The 15,546-nt window shown below is 70.2% G+C and carries 16 protein-coding genes; 9 read left to right on the top strand and 7 right to left on the bottom strand.

Annotation, left to right across the window (positions count from 1 at the left end):
• Positions 1–832 precede the first annotated feature (832 nt).
• From ileS to VIL76_RS11955, 3 genes are all read left to right on the top strand, one after another.
• Positions 833–3,748 (top strand): isoleucine--tRNA ligase, encoded by a 2,916-nt coding sequence (ileS, locus tag VIL76_RS11945; RefSeq protein WP_332045256.1) that lies wholly within the window; start codon positions 833–835, stop codon positions 3,746–3,748.
• Positions 3,745–4,254, top strand: a complete 510-nt coding sequence (gene lspA, locus VIL76_RS11950; RefSeq protein WP_332045257.1) for a signal peptidase II — start codon at positions 3,745–3,747, stop codon at positions 4,252–4,254. Before ileS ends, lspA begins: the two co-directional genes overlap by 4 nt.
• Positions 4,255–4,338: 84 nt before the next feature.
• A complete protein-coding gene (locus VIL76_RS11955) occupies positions 4,339–4,899 on the top strand; it encodes a DUF3035 domain-containing protein (protein WP_332045258.1) in 561 nt (186 codons plus the stop codon).
• Between the two features lie 513 nt (positions 4,900–5,412).
• Here the strand turns inward: VIL76_RS11955 and VIL76_RS11960 are convergent.
• Positions 5,413–5,628 carry a hypothetical protein gene (locus tag VIL76_RS11960; protein WP_332045259.1) on the bottom strand — a complete coding sequence of 72 codons (216 nt, stop codon included), beginning with the start codon at positions 5,626–5,628 and terminating at the stop codon, positions 5,413–5,415.
• A 214-nt stretch (positions 5,629–5,842) separates the two neighbouring features.
• Between VIL76_RS11960 and VIL76_RS11965 the strand changes: the two genes are divergently transcribed.
• Entirely contained in the window at positions 5,843–6,271 is a 429-nt protein-coding gene (locus tag VIL76_RS11965) for a hypothetical protein (protein ID WP_332045260.1), read from the top strand.
• 133 nt (positions 6,272–6,404) lie between these two features.
• On the opposite strand, the gene VIL76_RS11970 is transcribed toward VIL76_RS11965, so the two are convergent.
• Positions 6,405–7,358 carry a TraB/GumN family protein gene (locus VIL76_RS11970; RefSeq protein ID WP_332045261.1) on the bottom strand — a complete coding sequence of 318 codons (954 nt, stop codon included), beginning with the start codon at positions 7,356–7,358 and terminating at the stop codon, positions 6,405–6,407.
• A gap of 50 nt (positions 7,359–7,408) precedes the next feature.
• Here VIL76_RS11970 and mutL point away from each other — a divergent pair, with 50 nt between their 5' ends.
• Complete coding sequence (gene mutL, locus VIL76_RS11975) at positions 7,409–9,241, top strand: DNA mismatch repair endonuclease MutL (RefSeq protein ID WP_332045262.1); 1,833 nt, start codon at positions 7,409–7,411, stop codon at positions 9,239–9,241.
• A 3-nt stretch (positions 9,242–9,244) separates the two neighbouring features.
• Positions 9,245–10,033, top strand: coding sequence for a class I SAM-dependent methyltransferase (locus VIL76_RS11980; protein WP_332045263.1), 789 nt, complete (start codon positions 9,245–9,247; stop codon positions 10,031–10,033).
• On the opposite strand, the gene rsmD is transcribed toward VIL76_RS11980, so the two are convergent.
• A complete protein-coding gene (rsmD, locus tag VIL76_RS11985; RefSeq protein ID WP_332045264.1) occupies positions 10,030–10,596 on the bottom strand; it encodes a 16S rRNA (guanine(966)-N(2))-methyltransferase RsmD in 567 nt (188 codons plus the stop codon). The genes VIL76_RS11980 and rsmD overlap by 4 nt on opposite strands.
• Positions 10,597–11,595: a pseudouridine synthase gene (locus VIL76_RS11990; RefSeq protein ID WP_332045265.1), complete on the bottom strand. Its 999-nt coding sequence runs from the start codon at positions 11,593–11,595 to the stop codon at positions 10,597–10,599.
• 63 nt (positions 11,596–11,658) lie between these two features.
• Between VIL76_RS11990 and tadA the strand changes: the two genes are divergently transcribed.
• From tadA to VIL76_RS12005, 3 genes are all read left to right on the top strand, one after another.
• A complete protein-coding gene (gene tadA, locus VIL76_RS11995) occupies positions 11,659–12,129 on the top strand; it encodes a tRNA adenosine(34) deaminase TadA (protein ID WP_332045266.1) in 471 nt (156 codons plus the stop codon).
• Positions 12,126–12,563, top strand: coding sequence for a DUF6265 family protein (locus tag VIL76_RS12000; protein ID WP_332045267.1), 438 nt, complete (start codon positions 12,126–12,128; stop codon positions 12,561–12,563). The genes tadA and VIL76_RS12000 overlap by 4 nt, the downstream gene beginning before the upstream one ends.
• 64 nt (positions 12,564–12,627) lie before the next feature.
• Positions 12,628–13,512: an SDR family NAD(P)-dependent oxidoreductase gene (locus VIL76_RS12005; RefSeq protein WP_332045268.1), complete on the top strand. Its 885-nt coding sequence runs from the start codon at positions 12,628–12,630 to the stop codon at positions 13,510–13,512.
• On the opposite strand, the gene VIL76_RS12010 is transcribed toward VIL76_RS12005, so the two are convergent.
• The 3 genes from VIL76_RS12010 to VIL76_RS12020 form a co-directional block, all read right to left on the bottom strand.
• The gene (locus tag VIL76_RS12010) at positions 13,509–14,093 is read right to left on the bottom strand and encodes a GNAT family protein (protein WP_332045269.1); all 585 of its coding nucleotides are present in this window, start codon (positions 14,091–14,093) and stop codon (positions 13,509–13,511) included. The two genes, VIL76_RS12005 and VIL76_RS12010, sit on opposite strands and share 4 nt — an antisense overlap.
• Before the next feature lie 140 nt (positions 14,094–14,233).
• Positions 14,234–14,986, bottom strand: a complete 753-nt coding sequence (locus VIL76_RS12015; RefSeq protein WP_332045270.1) for a TSUP family transporter — start codon at positions 14,984–14,986, stop codon at positions 14,234–14,236.
• A complete protein-coding gene (locus tag VIL76_RS12020; RefSeq protein ID WP_332045271.1) occupies positions 14,983–15,495 on the bottom strand; it encodes a GNAT family N-acetyltransferase in 513 nt (170 codons plus the stop codon). Before VIL76_RS12020 ends, VIL76_RS12015 begins: the two co-directional genes overlap by 4 nt.
• Positions 15,496–15,546: the final 51 nt, after the last annotated feature.

The raw sequence follows: 15,546 nt of genomic DNA on the forward strand, positions 1-15,546 counted from the left end.
TGCCAGGTTCCGACCGCGTAGGCGACGCCGTAGACCAGCACGATCAACGAACTCCAGACGGCGAAGGCGTCGACGAGCTGTGGCCGGAACAGCAGGCCCGGCACGAGCACGAGACCTCGAACCAAGTAGACGGCCGTGATCGCCACCAGCCCCGTCCTCAGAAGCGGCAGGCGCGGGATCAGCCCCGCGCCTGAGAAGGCGTAGGCCGCCCATACGCCCAGAATCGTGGCGATCGCGACGGTGGTCAGCGCCGGGATGGGGGAGCCCCGCTCGGCCGCCCGCGCCATCCGCTCGCCCGCGCCGAAGAAGCGGTACCAATCGGGCCCGCCGACGATCACCGCCAGGTGCAGCACCGCCGCGGCGAGGCTCAACACGCCTGCCGCCACCAGCCACCGGTTGTTCATGGACCCGAGCCCCCTCGTCCGGAAAAGGGTGCGCGCATCCTGCGGCAAGGTCGAGTCGAACAGCGTGGGGCGGTCCCCGGGTCAGGGAACCGCCCCTGCCTCCACGCGGCCGCAAGGAGCATGGAGACAGTCGCCCGTCGGGCGCGACCAGCGCAGACGGAACGACCAGGTTGCCCTCTCCAGTGGGCTTGGGCCGCCAGATGCCCGACTCTTCCTGACTGGCGGATGAACTAGGGTAACGCTGTTATGCGGCTCCGCTTGCCGACGCTGGCGCTTGGGTTCGCTGACGCTCTCTGTTAGAGCCACGCCCGATGACCTCGGTTCGGAAAGCTCTGCGAATTAACCGCCCGGCGTGACGCCGCCGGACGACCTCCAGCGCGCGCCGGGTTTCCCGCATCCCCTGAAGTCCGAACCAGCTGGATAGAGTTATGGCCGACGACGCCGAGCAGCAGCCTTCGCGCGATTACCGCGAGACCGTCTTCCTTCCCGACACCCCGTTCCCGATGCGCGCAGGCCTGCCGCAGAAGGAACCCCAGATCCTCGAGCAGTGGGCGAAGGCCGACCTCTACCATTCGATCCGCAAGGCCCGGCAGGCGGCCGGCGCGCCGCTGTTCGTGCTGCACGACGGCCCGCCCTACGCCAACGGCGCGATCCATATCGGGCACAGCTTGCAGAAGACGCTGAAGGACTTCGTGGTCCGCTCGCGCTTCGCGCTCGGCTACGACGTCGACTACCTGCCCGGCTGGGACTGCCACGGCCTGCCCATCGAGTGGAAGGTCGAGGAGGAGCTGCGCGCCAAGGGCCGGCGCAAGGACGAGGTCTCCAAGGCCGAGTTCCGCGCCCGCTGCCGCGAGTACGCCGAGCACTGGATCGGCGTGCAGATGGCCGGCTTCAAGCGCCTGGGCGTGATCGGCGACTGGGAGAACCGCTACTCGACCATGGACTACGGGAGCGAGGCGGCGATCGTCGCGGAGTTCCACAAGTTCGTGGCCACCGGCCAGCTCTACCGCGGCTCGAAGCCGGTGATGTGGAGCCCGGTGGAGCGCACGGCGCTCGCTGACGCGGAGGTCGAGTACCACGACCACACCAGCCCGACGATCTGGGTGAAGTTCCCAGTAACCCAGGGCTCCGACGCCGCAGCGAACGCCCACGTGGTGATCTGGACGACCACGCCCTGGACGATCCCGGCGAATCGGGCGGTCAGCTACAACCCCGACATCGCCTATGCGGTGTTCGAGGTGGACGCCATGGAGACCGAGCTCGCCTTCGAGCCGTGGGCGAAGCCGGGCGACCGGCTGATCCTGGCCGAGAAGCTGGCCGGCGAGGTCATGAAGGCCGCCAAGGTCGCGAGCTTCCACCGCGTCGAGCGGGTCGACTGCCAGGGCATGTCGCTGGCCCATCCGCTGGCCGGCCTCGACCGCCACTACGGCTTCGGCGTGCCGATGCTGGCCGGCGACCACGTGACCGAGGACGCGGGCACCGGCTTCGTCCACACGGCCCCCGGCCACGGCGCCGACGACTACCTGGTCTGGATCGCCCACGGCCACCGCGAGATCCCCGACACCGTCGATCCGGACGGCGCCTATTACGAGCATGTGCCGCTGTTCGGCGGGCTGAAGGTGCTGGAGACCGAGGGCAGGAAGGCCGGGAAGTTCGGGCCGGCCAACGACGCGGTCATCGGCAAGCTCATCGAGGCCGGCAAGCTGCTGGCTCGCGGTCGGCTGGAGCACAGCTATCCGCACTCCTGGCGGTCGAAAGCGCCGGTCATCTTCCGCAACACGCCGCAGTGGTTCATCCGCATCGACGAGCCGATCGACACGCCGCAGCACAAGGGCCGCACCCTGCGCGAGGCGGCGCTGGAGTCCATCGAGGCCACCGCCTTTTTCCCCGACGCCGGGCGCAACCGCATCCGGTCCATGGTGGAGAGCCGGCCGGACTGGCTGATCAGCCGCCAGCGCGCCTGGGGCTCGCCGCTGGCCATGTTCGTCGACAAGGAGACAGGCCAGCCGCTGCACGACGACGAGGTCAACCGCCGCATCGTCGAGGCCATCGCCAAGGAGGGCGCCGACGCCTGGTTCACGCGGCCGGACAGCGACTTCCTGGGCGATCACGACGTCAGCCGCTACGAGAAGGTGGAGGACATCCTCGACGTCTGGTTCGATTCCGGCTCGACGCACGCCTTCGTGCTGAACCGCCCCAACACGCGCTGGCCCGCCGACCTCTACCTGGAAGGCTCCGACCAGCACCGCGGCTGGTTCCAGTCGTCGTTGCTGGAGAGCGCCGGCACCCGCGGCCGAGCGCCCTACGACGCCATCCTCACCCACGGCTTCACCATGGATGAGAACGGCGAGAAGATGTCGAAGTCGCGGGGCAACACGGTCGACCCAGAGGTCGTCATCCGCGAAAGCGGCGCCGAGATCATCCGCCTGTGGGCCGCGATGATCGACTACGCCGACGACAGCCGGATCGGGAAGACCATCCTGCAGACCACGTCGGACGCCTACCGGAAGCTCCGCAACACGGTACGCTACATGCTGGGCGCGCTGGCCGGCTTCACCGACGAGGAGGAGGTGGCGGTCGAGGAGATGCCGCCGCTGGAGCGGTTCATCCTGCACCGGCTGTGGGAGCTCGACCGCGAGGTGCGGCAGGCCTACGAGCGCTACGTCTTCCAGGACGTCTCGCGCGCCCTGCTGGAGTTCTGCCAGAACGAGCTGTCGCAGCTGTTCTTCGACATCCGCCGCGACGCCCTCTACTGCGACCCGCCGCACAGCCTGCGCCGGCGCGCCGCGCGCACAGTGATGGACGCGGTGTTCGACCGCCTGACGATCTGGCTGTCGCCGCTGATCCCCTTCACCATGGAGGAGGCCTGGACGACGCGGTTCCCGGAGGGCGGCTCGAACTCGCTGCGCGTGTTCCCGGCCACGCCCGACGCCTGGCGCAACGACGGCGAGGCGGCGCGGTGGCGCAAGGTGCAGCAGGTGACCTCGGTCGTCACCGGCGCGCTGGAGGTGGAGCGCCGTGAGAAGCGGATGGGCGCCGCGCTGGAGGCCGCGCCGCGGGTGTACGTGGCCGACGCGGACCTGGCGTCTGCGTTCGGCGGCCTCGACCCCGCCGAGGTCTTCCGCACCAGCCAGGCGGAACTGGGGTCGGGCGAAGGCCCGGCCGCCGCCTTCCGTCTCGCCGAGGTGAAGGCGGTGGCGGTAGAGCCCGCGAAGGCGGACGGCTGCAAGTGCGCCCGCTGCTGGCGTTACCTGCCGGAGGTGACGCCGCCGAAGATGCTCTGCCTGCGCTGCGACGGGGCGGTGGCCGAGTGGGACGCTGAACGGGAAAAGGTCGAGGCATGAAGGGCATAAGCCGGCTGGGGTGGACGGCCTATGTCGTGGCGCTCCTGGTGATCCTGGCCGACCAGGGATCCAAGTACTGGGTCCTGGAGGTCTTCCAGCTGCCGCTCAGACCTTCCACCCAGGTGGCCGGGCCCCTGAGCCTCACCATGGTGTGGAATCAGGGGGTGAGCTTCGGACTGTTGTGGGCAAACCACGACATCGTGCGCTGGGCGCTGGCGGCGTTCTCGATCGCCGTCTCGGTGATGCTGGCGGTGTGGGTGCGCCGCGCCGAGCGGCCGCTGATGGCCTGGGCGCTGGCCTTCATCATGGGCGGAGCGTTGGGCAACGTCATCGACCGCATCCGCTTCGGCGCGGTGGCCGACTTCATCGACGTCTCCGCCCTGGGGTTCTTCCCGTGGGTGTTCAACGTCGCCGACGCGGCCATCAACATCGGCATCGGCCTGCTGCTGATCGACATGCTGACCACCGAGCGCCGCCAGAAGCGGGCGAAGCAGGCTGCGTCCTAAAGGGTTCTTGGCCTCGATGCCGCCTTTGAGGTATGGCAAACGTCCTCTTCGGCCGGGGGCGGCCATTCGGAGCGTCTGATTCTGATGAGCTTCAATCGAGCAGTCGTGATCGCGGCCTTGACCGCGGGCGTCGGCCTCGCCGGCTGCCAGTCCACGCAGGCGGCGCTCGGCATGAGCAAGGTGACCCCCGACGAGTTCCGCGTGGTGACCAAGGCGCCGCTAGTGGTGCCGCCGGACTACGCTCTGCGCCCGCCGGCGCCCGGCGAGCCCCGTCCGCAGGAGCTGCAGCCGGAAAGCGCCGCGCGCACCGCCCTGCTCGGCGTCCGCGAGGCCCAGATCCGTTCGGACGGCGAGAAGCTGCTGGTCTCCAAGGCCGGCGCCGACAAGGCCGACCCGCTGATCCGCTACGTGGTCGACGACGAGTTCGGAGACGTGGCCCACAAGGACAAGAGCTTCGCCGACCGCGTCATGTTCTGGAAGAAGGACGAGGCGCCCGCGAAGGCCCCGGCCACGGCGGCCGTCGACAACACGCCTGCGCCGGTCGACGCGGCGACGGAAGCGGAGCGCATCGCCACGCTCACCGGGAACAAGCCGATCGTCATCAAGCGCGAACGCGCCGGCCGCATCAAGCTGCCGGGGCTGTAGCGCCGTCCTCAGCAGGCCATGAAGCTGTCCCGCCCGAGCGGCTCGTGGATTCGAGCAGCTCGGCTGTGAGGGGCATCGCTGAACGTCCGCTCGCAAATCCAGGCCAACGTCCGCTCCCGACCCATTGCGGAAATTCACGCCCGCGCCTTAACCTCGGCTCATGGCGAGGGCGGAGCGTCTGGGCAGGCAGATCCATGCTTTGGAGGCTGAGTACGTCGCCCTCCTCAGGAAAGCGCTGACAGATTGCGCGGCTGGTCGGTGGGGATTGTTCGGGCAGAATGAGCACCTTCGGTCGGCCAGCAACCCACCGGAACTGGACGATCTGCGGCATCTGGCCGGAACGATCGATCAGTTGAGGGCCCGCGCCGGGGAGGGCCAATTCCCGCTCCATCGGGACTTTGAGGCAGCGCGAGGCCGGGGCGACGCTAATGCTCTTGGGGAGCCCAAGCAGGCGGAAGCTTGGCTGCGTCGCTTGGCAGAAATTTAGGTCGGCTTTCCACCCGTTGCGGACCTTCAGTCGTGCCGGCCCTCGGAAGGTAGCTCCTCCTTCTCAATCCAAGGTAACCGCACCCCAAACACGGCTGCGACGCGGTAGCTCAGCAAGAAGGAAAAGCAGGCCACCACAAGGCCAATGATCGCTTGCCGAAGCTCGCCCAGGACAACGAATACAAGCGAGCCGACAAGCCATGTCCAAGGTATCCATTTCGGCATCCCGAGAAGCAGGTTCATGGTGGGCTCCCGGTAGTCCGGCGAAGGGTACTTGCGGTATCCAATTGTGCAACATCCGCTTTCCACCCTTAGGTGACCTTCGGAGTGTCCGCTGTTCGTGCCGCGGGTATGAGTATCCGCTTGCCGGCTTCAGGCGGCGGTCCGCTTTCGACCCATGGCGGACCTTGGACCACATGCATGTGGCTTCTTTTGATCCACGGCGGTAGGAGCCGTCATGCGCGTTCGCTTCACGAGCATTGTATGGGAGGACGTCGCTGAGGAGGCGAGGAATGCTCTCAGATCCCTAAAAGATCGCGCGGCTTCGATGAGGAGCAGGAACTACGGGAGCGGCGTCGATGCGTTTCTGGCCGTCATCGTCGCCGTAGACGAAGAAGATAACGCGCGATTGGCGAAGCCTTACAATCGGCTGGGGATGGACAGAGACGCGGACGGAAAGGAGTTCAAGCAGCTTTGCGTCGCGGTCCAGCTGCCGCCGAGCTGCCTGACGGGACGTACGCTCGCCGAGTTGACCAGCCTCTTCGCAGCGAAGATTGCGCAACGGCTAGCGGGTGCTCCGCCGAGGGTGCCGAAGGGCTTTGACTGGATTTCCTTCAGCGCTGATCTTCGGGCCACTCTCGGCGCGGGGAGTGCCGACCGACCGTAACGTCCGCGTTCCACCCATTGCTGACGTCCGCAGTGTCCGCTCCTCGGCGGCTAGCGCCTAAACTGCGGCTCTTCCGGACGGGGACTTTATCCCAACAGCGGCGGCGTGAAGAACAATAGTCGTCTAGCCGGACCTACAGCTCGCCGGGCGTCTTCACGTCGTAGCCTTTGGCCTGCAGCCGGTCGAGGACCCCGCCTTGCGCCAGCAGGGGACGCAGCGGCACGAGCGCGATGGCGTGTCCGGGCCGCTGCAGGGCCTGCTCGATGGCGGCGGCCTGGTCGGCCTTCATGCGTTCATCGTAGCTGCGGCCGCCAGAGATGGTGGCGAGGCAGCGTTCGTAGGTACGCTCGTTGTCCAGGGCGCCGATGACGTCGCCCTGCGCCCAGGCCTTGGCGGCCTGCAGGGTGACGCCCGGGCCGGCCTCCGCCTGGGCCAGGACCTCGTCGAAGCAGATCCGGCCGACGGCCGGCGGGGTGCGCAGGATGCCCCCCAACTGCGGAGCCAGATCGTAGCTCTTCTCCACCACCGGCACGCCGGCGCGGCCGGCCAGCAGCTTCACGAGCTTGGCGGGGTCCATGTTGGTGAGCTGCGAGCGGTCCCGATAGTCGATGGCGAGTTGCACGCCCGCGGCCAAGGGATTGCCGGTGGCGTAGCGCCGGGCCGGCTGGCCTAGCCTGGTGCGCACGGCCGCGAAGCGGGCCCGGGTGGCGGGGTCCAGCTTCTCCTCGTACGGGCCGCCGGAGCGCAGGCGCATGAGGTTGAAGGCCGAGCCGACGGTTCCCAGCCCCTTTGCGCGGACGTTGACGAACGGCAGGATCACCGCATTCGCGCCGGCCAGGCGGCGCTCGAAGACCATGCGGTCCCACTCCATGCGCTTGGGCGCGAGCGAGGGCACCCCCATCACGTAGACGGTGGTGTCGGCGTCCACCACGCGCCACCAGGCGGGCCCGGGTTCGCGGCCCACCACCACCAGCTCCTCGACCAGCACGGCGTCGGGATCGACCGGCGGCGCCGGGGCCTGCGCTGCGGCGGGGCCTACGAGGAACAGCGCCAGGACGAGGGCGCCGAGACGATTTCGCACGCTCATCGGCCTTTCCGGAATCGTCCTATACTGGCGGGTCTCACCGGTCCTTTCCAATGCCCATCCGCCGCCTCCCGCCCGAGCTCATCAACCGCATCGCCGCCGGCGAGGTGGTGGAACGGCCTGCCAGCGCCCTGAAGGAGCTGGTGGAGAACGCGCTGGACGCCGGCGCGACGAACATCGAGGTGCAGGCCGACGGCGGCGGGCTGTCGCGGATCCTGGTGGCCGACGATGGCCAGGGTTTGGCGGCCGACGAGCTGCCGCTGGCGGTGGAGCGCCACGCCACCTCGAAGCTCGCGCCCGGGGAGGACGGCGACTACGACCTGCTCCGCATCCTGACGCTCGGCTTCCGCGGCGAGGCTCTGCCGTCGATTGGGTCGGTGGCCAGGCTTTCGATCACCAGCCGCGCGAAGGGGCAGGCGGATGCCCATGCCATATTCGTGGAGGGCGGCGCAGTGGGCGCGGTGGCCCCGGCCGGCTTCCCCGGTCCCCACGGGGCGAGGGTGGAGGTGCGCGACCTCTTCTACGCCACGCCGGCGCGGCTGAAGTTCATGAAGTCGGGACGCGCCGAGGCGCTGGCGATCACCGAGGAGCTGAAGCGCCAGGCCATGGCGCACGAGGCGGTGAGCTTCGCCCTCGACATCGACGGCCGCCGCACCCTGCGCCTGCCGGCGGAGGCCTCCGGGCCCGAAGGACGGCTGGCGCGGCTGTCGGCGATCATGGGCCGGGAGTTCTCCGACAATGCGCTGGCGCTGGAGCATGAGCGCGAGGGCGTGCGGCTTTCCGGCTTCGCCGGCCTGCCCACCTACAACCGCGGCAACGCCGCCCACCAGTACCTTTTCGTCAACGGCCGGCCGGTGCGCGACCGGCTGCTGCAGGGCGCGCTGCGCGCCGCCTACGCCGACTTCCTGGCCCGCGACCGCCACCCGCTGGCGGCGCTGTACGTCGAGCTCGAACCGAGCCTCGTGGACGTCAACGTCCACCCGGCCAAGGCCGAGGTGCGCTTCCGCGATCCGGGACTGGTGCGCGGGCTGATCATCGGCGGGCTGCGGCACGCTCTGGCCGGCGCGGGGCATCGCGCCTCTACCACCGTGGCGACCGCGGCGCTCGGCGGCTTCCGCCCACAGAGCTACACGCCCGGGCCCTCCCCGGCCGGGTTCTCGGCCTGGCGCCAGGGCGGCTGGAGCCCCGGCGCGGTCGCGGCCGTCGCCCAGGCGATCCCGGGGCTGTCGGAAGTCTCCGCCCGCGCCGAGCTGGAGCAGGTCCCGGGTTTCGCGGACGCGCCCGCGCCGGTGTTCGATCCGGTGGACTATCCGCTGGGCGCCGCCCGCGCCCAGGTCCACGAGACCTACATCGTCGCCCAGACCCGGGACGGCGTGGTGATCGTCGACCAGCACGCCGCCCACGAGCGGCTGGTCTATGAGCGCATGAAGGCGGAGATGGCGGAGGGCGGCGTGTCCCGCCAGGCCCTGCTGCTGCCGGAGGTGGTCGAGCTCGACCCGGCCGAGGCCGAGCGGGTCACCGCGCGCGCCGATGAGCTGGCGGCGCTGGGCCTGGTGCTGGAGGCCTTCGGGCCCGGCGCGGTGCTGGTGCGCGAGACCCCGGCCCTGCTCGGCGAGACCGACGTCTGCGGCCTGGTGCGCGACATCGCCGACGACCTCGCCGAGAACGGCCAGGCCCTGGCGCTGAAGGAGCGGCTGGAGGAGGTCTGCGGGACCATGGCCTGTCACGGCTCGGTGCGCGCCGGGCGGCGCTTGACCGCGCCGGAGATGAACGCCCTTCTGCGCCAGATGGAAGCCACCCCCCACTCCGGCCAGTGCAACCACGGCCGACCCACCTACGTGGAGCTGAAGCTCGCCGACATCGAGCGGCTGTTCGGACGCCGCTGAGCCTTGGCCGACCTCCCCCCGCTCCAGCGCCTGCGCCGGTTCACGGCCGACGACCTGCCCTGCAAGATCTGCGGCGGGGCGGCCCGCGTCCTGGGCGGGCATGACTTCAACCGCAGCTGCGAGGAGGTGCGCGGCAAGTTCCTGCCGAGCGCCGGGCTGCTGGTCGTCTACCGGCGCTGCGGCGACTGCGGGTTCCTCTTCACCGACGCCTTCGACGACTGGTCGCCGGAGGATTTCGCGCAGGCGATCTACAACGACGGCTATTCGGCCGTGGACCCGGACTACGACACCGTCCGCCCGCAGGCGAACGCGCAGATGATCCTGAAGACCTTCGCTAACCTCGCTGGGCGGCTGGCGGCGCTGGATTACGGCGGGGGCAACGGCGTCCTGGCCGGCGAGCTCCGCAAGGCGGGCTTCACCGTGGCCGAGACCTACGATCCGTTCACGCCCGCGCACAGTGTCCGACCTGAACGTCGCTACAACCTGGTCACCTGCTTCGAGGCGATGGAGCACATGCCCGATCCCGTGACTGGCGCGGCCGACATCGCCTCGTTCCTGGACGATGACGGGGTGATCGTCTTCTCCACGGTGACCCAGCCCGACGTGTTCGACGTCGTCGGCATGCGCTGGTGGTACATCGGCCCGCGCAACGGCCACATCAGCCTTCATACGCGCGAGTCCCTGCGCCGGATGTGGGCGAAGATCGGGTTGACGGCCTTCTCCCTGAGCGCGTCGCTGCACGTCGCCTACCGCAAGCCGCCGAGCTTCGTGCAGTTCGCGGGCGGGACCTAGGCGCCGTACCGCAGGAAGCTCACGCGGGCCGCGCCGTAGTCCCGGGCGTCGAGGAGCTCGTAGCCCGCGACGTCGAAGGCCGGCTCCGACGCGCCGCGCTCGAACACCGCGACCGCGCCAGGGGCGAGCCAGCCGCCCTCCCCCAGCTTGGCGAGCGCCGTCTCCCCCAGGCCCTTGGCGTAGGGCGGATCGAGGAAGGCGAGGTCGAAGGCCGGGCCGTCGGCGCCGGGGCGGACACCGAGCTGGGTGGCGTCGCGGCGGTGCACGCGGGTGCGGCCGAACAGGCCCATGGCGTCGACGTTCTCGCGGATGGCGCCGCGGGCCGCCTCGTCGGTCTCCACGAACAGGCAGAAGGCGGCGCCTCGGGAGAGCGCCTCGAAGCCCAGCGCCCCGGAGCCGGCGAAGAGGTCGATCACGCGCGCGTCGCGAACGCCCTTGGACCAGGGGGCGTGCTCGAGGATGTTGAAGATCGCCTGCCGCGCGCGGTCGGAGGTCGGGCGCGTGTTCGCCCCCGCCGGCGCGGCCAGGGTCTTGCCGCGGAACTCGCCGGAGACGATGCGCATCTAGCCCCGCCGCTTCGGCCCGCCCGGCTTCTTCGGCGGATGCTTCGGCTTGGGCTTCGGCTTGGCCCAGCCCGCCTTGAAGGTCTTCTTCGCGGGCGCCTCGCCCTTGGCGGCGGGACGGCCCTCCAGAATGCCGGGGCCGCGCTTGCCGGCGGCGTTGCGGGGCGGGGCTGCGCCCCGCGGCGGCCTGGAGCCCGGCGGCGTCGCGGCCTCGACGCGCTGGCGGCGGCCGGGCGTTGCAGTGGCCGCCTTGCGGAACAGCGGGCGGTCGCCCTTGGGCAGGTTCTCGGGCGCGATGTAGCCCTCGAGCTGCTCGCGGATCACCCGGGGGCCCACCTCCTCGATCTCGCCGGGCAGGAGGGTCCCCAGCGCGAAGGGGCCGTAGGCCAGCCGGATCAGCCGGTTCACCTTCAGGCCCAGCGCCTCCAGCACCCGGCGGACCTCGCGGTTCTTGCCCTCCGACAGGGTGACGGTGATCCACAGGTTGGCGCCCTGCGGCCCCTCCTTGGCCTTGTCCAGGCGGGCGTCGATGGAGCCGTAATGGACGCCCTCGACGGTGATGCCGTCCTTCAGCTTGTCGAGCCGCTCCTGGGTGGTGCGGCCGTGGGCGCGGGCGCGGTAGCGGCGCACCACGCCGGTCTGCGGCTTCTCCAGGGCGCGGGCGAGCTCGCCGTCGTTGGTGAGCAGCAGCAGGCCCTCGGAGTTGAGGTCGAGGCGGCCAACCGAGATCAGCCGCGGCAGGCCCGCCGGGAGGGCCTCGAACACCGTCGGGCGGCCCTTGGGGTCCTTGTGGCTGGTCAGCAGGCCTGCGGGCTTGTGGTAGCGGAACAGGCGGGTGGGCTCGGCCTCGTTCACCACCTGGCCGTCGACGGTGAGGATGTCGCCGGGCTCCACCTTCACGGCCGGCGTGGTCAGCACCTTGCCGTTCAGCGCCACCCGGCCTTCGGCGATGTAGCGCTCCACGTCGCGGCGCGAGGCGACGCCGGCCCGCGCCAGCATCTTGGCGACGCGTTCTCCTGCGCGGGCTTGACCGGAGGCGCCCCCGTCGGTTCGGTGCGGATCATGGACCATGACGCGCGCACCATGCGCATCGCACTGGAAGCCGCGCAAGCCGCCGCCGAGGCCGGCGAGACGCCGGTGGGCGCCGTGGTCGTGGACCCCGCCTCCGGCGAGGTGATCGCGGTGGGCGCGAACCAGCCGATCGGGGCCCACGATCCGACCGCGCACGCCGAGATCGTGGCGATGCGAGCCGCCGCCCGGAAGCTCGGCAACTACCGGCTGACGGGGCTGACCTTGGTGGTCACCCTCGAGCCCTGCGCGATGTGCGCCGGGGCGATCAGCCACGCGCGGATCGGTCGGGTGGTGTTCGGGGCCGAGGACCCGAAGGGCGGGGCGGTGGTCCACGGGCCGCAGTTCTTCGAGCAGGCCACCTGCCACTGGCGGCCGAAGGTGGAGGGCGGCGTGCTGGCGGACGAGAGCTCGGCTATGCTCAAGTCGTTCTTCAAGGCCAGGCGCAAGGGAGCGGCGGGATGATCGCAGCATTGATCGCGGCCCTGGCCCTGGATGGGGCCGCGGAGGTGGCCAAGCTGGAGTGGATGGCGGGCTCCTGGGTCAGCGAGCGGGATGGCGTCGTGGTGCGGGAAACCTGGCTGGCGCCGCGGGACGGCGCGATGGCAGGCGCCGCCCAGACCAACCAGCCGGGCCGCAAGCCCTCCATCGAGTTCACCCGGATCACTGCGGAGCCGGCCGGCGTGACCTTCACCGCCATCGTCGGCAGCCAGCCGCCGACGCCGTTCGTGCTCAAGCCGGGCGCCGACGGCGAGGCGGTGTTCGAGAACCTGGCGCACGACTTCCCGCAGCGGGTGATCTACCGGCGCTGCGGGGCGGACCTCTGCGCCCGGGTCGAGGGGCAGGTGAAGGGCAAGCTGCAGGGCGATGAGTGGCGCTACACCCGGATCAAGCCCTGAGCCCTTGCCTTCCCGCGGAAGCTGGCGGGAAGATGCCGCCCAACGAGATCAAGGGAGGATGGTGATGGGTCTGCTGGACGGGAAGGTTGCGATCATCACGGGGGCCGGCAACGGCCTGGGCGCGGCCTACGCCAGGCTGTTCGCCAAGGAAGGCGCCTCGGTCGTGGTCAACGACCTGGGCGGTGCGCGCGACGGCACGGGGGCGGACCGCTCCGCGGCGCAGAAGGTGGTCGACGAGATCGTTGCGGCGGGCGGCCGCGCCGTGGCCAACGGCGACGACGTCTCGACGCTCCAGGGCGGCGAGAACATCTGCAACGCCGCGCTGGAGAACTTCGGCAAGGTGGACATCCTGGTCTGCAACGCCGGCATCCTGCGCGACAAGACCTTCGCCAACACGTCCGAGGAGGACTGGGACGCAGTGATCAAGGTCCACCTGAAGGGGACCTACTGCTGCGCGATGCCGGTGTGGAAGTACATGAAGGAGCACGGCGGCGGGTCGATGGTGCTGACCAGCTCGACGTCGGGCCTCTACGGCAACTTCGGCCAGACCAACTACGGGGCCGCGAAGGCCGGCATCTACGGGATGGTCCGGGTCATGTCGATCGAGGGGCGGAAGTACAACATCCGGGTCATGGGCCTCGCGCCCGGGGCCTACACGCGGATGACGTCGGACCTGCCCGGCCGCAAGGACAAGGAGCCCGATCCGCTGTCCCTGCCGGAGAACGTGGCGCCGGGCGTGCTGTACATGGTCTCGGACCTGGCGGCGGAGCATTCAGGCAAGATTCTCGGCGTCTCGTCGCGCGGCGTGCGCGAGATCAAGATGGTCGAGACCGAGGGCTTCGCACCGGGGCGGCCCTACACGGCCGAGGAGGTCGCGGCGGCCGCCGACAAGGTGTTCTTCGACGTGCCGGAGAACGTGCACCGGCTGAAGGCGGCGGCGGTCGCCTAGCTGAATGCAGTCAGGCGCGCGTCGAGGCGGTCGCGCACGGCGGGCCACTCGTCCCTGAGCACGGAGAAGTGGACGGTGTCGCGCCAGCGGCCGGTCCAGGTGATGCGATCGCGGCGCAGGATGCCTTCCTGCACTGCGCCGAGCTTCAGCACCGCGGCGCGGGAGCGGGCGTTGAGGGCGTCGACGCGGAACTGCACCCGCTCAGCGCCGGCCTCGAAGGCATGGGCCAGGAGGAGGCGCTTGGCCGCCGGGTTCACCGCGCCGCCGCGGGCGGAGGGCTCGTAGTAGGTGGAGCCGATCTCCAGGTTGCGGTGGGTGCGGTCGATGCCGAGGTAGGTGGTCATGCCGCGCACGGCTCCGTCGACCACGACCGCGAACGGAAGCGTCACGCCCTTCTCCCGCTCCTTGAGGAGGCGCGCCCAATGGCGGTCGAAATCCTCGCCGAGCATGGAGATGATGTAGAGGTCGCGCCACAGGTCGGGGTCCGCGGCGCAGGCGGCGCGAAGGCCTTCCTTGTGGCGCTCCTCGAACGGCTCCAGCCGCACGAAGCGGTTCTCCAGCACCTGCGCGTTCAGCTCCATCGGGCCTCCTCGAAAAAAAATTCAAGCGGAGCCATTGCGCCGCCCCATTCCGTACATATCTGGAGGTTCGCCCATCCTGGGCGTTTCCTCCCTAATGACTTCACCCGGGACCCCCAAGGTCCCGGGTGTTTTTTTTGCCCTCAGCGGCCGGCGAAGAGCTGAGCCGCCTGCACGAGGTACATCACCCCCACTGCGGTCACGATCCAGCGCGTCCAGCGCTTGAAGTTCACGTCGCTCATGCGGTCGAGGATGAGGCCGCCGGTGTAGGTGCCCAGCATCGACAGCGGCACGGCCATGGCGAAAACCCACCAGGGCGGCAGGCCGACCGCGCCGCCGACCAGCAGGGGTGAGCCGTAGACCACGACCTTGGCCAGGTGGGCGAAGACCTGGGTGGCCGCCTTGGTGGCGACGATGGCGTGGCGGGTGAGCTCGGTGCGCACGAAGAAGATGTCGAGCAGCGGCCCGGCGACGCCGGCGGTTAGGTTCAGGCCCGTGACCGACAGGCCCGAGAGGAAGGCCTGCGGCGGCCGGGCGGCGTCGAGATTGATCCAGCGCTGCGGCAGCCAGGTGAGGAACGGCACGAGCCCCAGCAGCAGGAACAGCAGCGGCTTCGACGGCACGAAGCTCAGCAGGGACACGACGAGTGCGGCGACCGCCGACGCCAGCGCGTACCAGCCGACGATGGCCCAGCGGACATGCTTCCTGTGCAGGATCGCCCGCCAGCCGTTGGCGACCAGCTGCAGCAGGCCGTGGGTGACGAAGGCCGCCGAGACGGGGAGGACAAGCGCGAGCGCCCCCATCAGCACCAGGCCGCCGGCCATGCCGAAGACGCCGGACAGGGTTGCGGTGAGGAAGGCCGCGGCGACGATGAAGGCCGCGGCGAGACCGCTCACGCACCCACCGCCTTGTAGAAGACCGTCGTTGGGCAGGGCCGGCCGTCCGGGAACAGCGCGAAGTCCGGGATGACTCCCAGGCGTGTCCAGCCGAGCCGCGCATAGAGCCGCTCACCGGCCTCCCCGGTGACGGTGTCGAGCACCAGCAGGGTGCGCCCCATCGCGCGGGCCTGGTCCTCCAGCGCCCGCATCAGCGCCTCGCCGACTCCGCGGCCCCGGGCGCGGCGGTGGACCAGCAGCTTGGAGACGTCGGCGCGGTGCGGCTGGTTGGGCGGCCAGGCGGGGATCAGCTGCACGACGCCAACCAGCCCGCTGTCGTCCTCGGCGACCAGGATGGCGCGTCCGTCGCCAGCGGCGGCTTCCTTTCGCCAGAAGGCTTTCGCCTCACCGTGACCCAGGCCGGCCATGAAGCTGACCGAGGCTCCGCCCTCCACGCAATCCACCAGCACGTCTGCGAGCGCGGACGCGGCGGCCTGCGCCTCGGCGGGGTCGAGGCGCCGTATGGTCAAGGGCGCAGCCATCAGTGAACGCGGTTCGCTTACACCCGGTCGGGCGGTACA

The sequence above is a fragment of the Phenylobacterium sp. genome, from assembly GCF_036563285.1.
Classification (GTDB): domain Bacteria; phylum Pseudomonadota; class Alphaproteobacteria; order Caulobacterales; family Caulobacteraceae; genus Phenylobacterium.

Bases quoted from the DNA above. Each gene is read 5' to 3' on its own strand.
- ileS (WP_332045256.1), top strand. From the start codon at position 833: ATGGCCGACGACGCCGAGCAGCAGCCTTCGCGCGATTACCGCGAGACC.
- lspA (WP_332045257.1), top strand. From the start codon at position 3,745: ATGAAGGGCATAAGCCGGCTGGGGTGGACGGCCTATGTCGTGGCGCTC.
- VIL76_RS11955 (WP_332045258.1), top strand. From the start codon at position 4,339: ATGAGCTTCAATCGAGCAGTCGTGATCGCGGCCTTGACCGCGGGCGTC.
- VIL76_RS11960 (WP_332045259.1), bottom strand. From the start codon at position 5,628: ATGAACCTGCTTCTCGGGATGCCGAAATGGATACCTTGGACATGGCTT.
- VIL76_RS11965 (WP_332045260.1), top strand. From the start codon at position 5,843: ATGCGCGTTCGCTTCACGAGCATTGTATGGGAGGACGTCGCTGAGGAG.
- VIL76_RS11970 (WP_332045261.1), bottom strand. From the start codon at position 7,358: ATGAGCGTGCGAAATCGTCTCGGCGCCCTCGTCCTGGCGCTGTTCCTC.
- mutL (WP_332045262.1), top strand. From the start codon at position 7,409: ATGCCCATCCGCCGCCTCCCGCCCGAGCTCATCAACCGCATCGCCGCC.
- rsmD (WP_332045264.1), bottom strand. From the start codon at position 10,596: ATGCGCATCGTCTCCGGCGAGTTCCGCGGCAAGACCCTGGCCGCGCCG.
- VIL76_RS11990 (WP_332045265.1), bottom strand. From the start codon at position 11,595: ATGCTGGCGCGGGCCGGCGTCGCCTCGCGCCGCGACGTGGAGCGCTAC.
- tadA (WP_332045266.1), top strand. From the start codon at position 11,659: ATGGACCATGACGCGCGCACCATGCGCATCGCACTGGAAGCCGCGCAA.
- VIL76_RS12000 (WP_332045267.1), top strand. From the start codon at position 12,126: ATGATCGCAGCATTGATCGCGGCCCTGGCCCTGGATGGGGCCGCGGAG.
- VIL76_RS12005 (WP_332045268.1), top strand. From the start codon at position 12,628: ATGGGTCTGCTGGACGGGAAGGTTGCGATCATCACGGGGGCCGGCAAC.
- VIL76_RS12010 (WP_332045269.1), bottom strand. From the start codon at position 14,093: ATGGAGCTGAACGCGCAGGTGCTGGAGAACCGCTTCGTGCGGCTGGAG.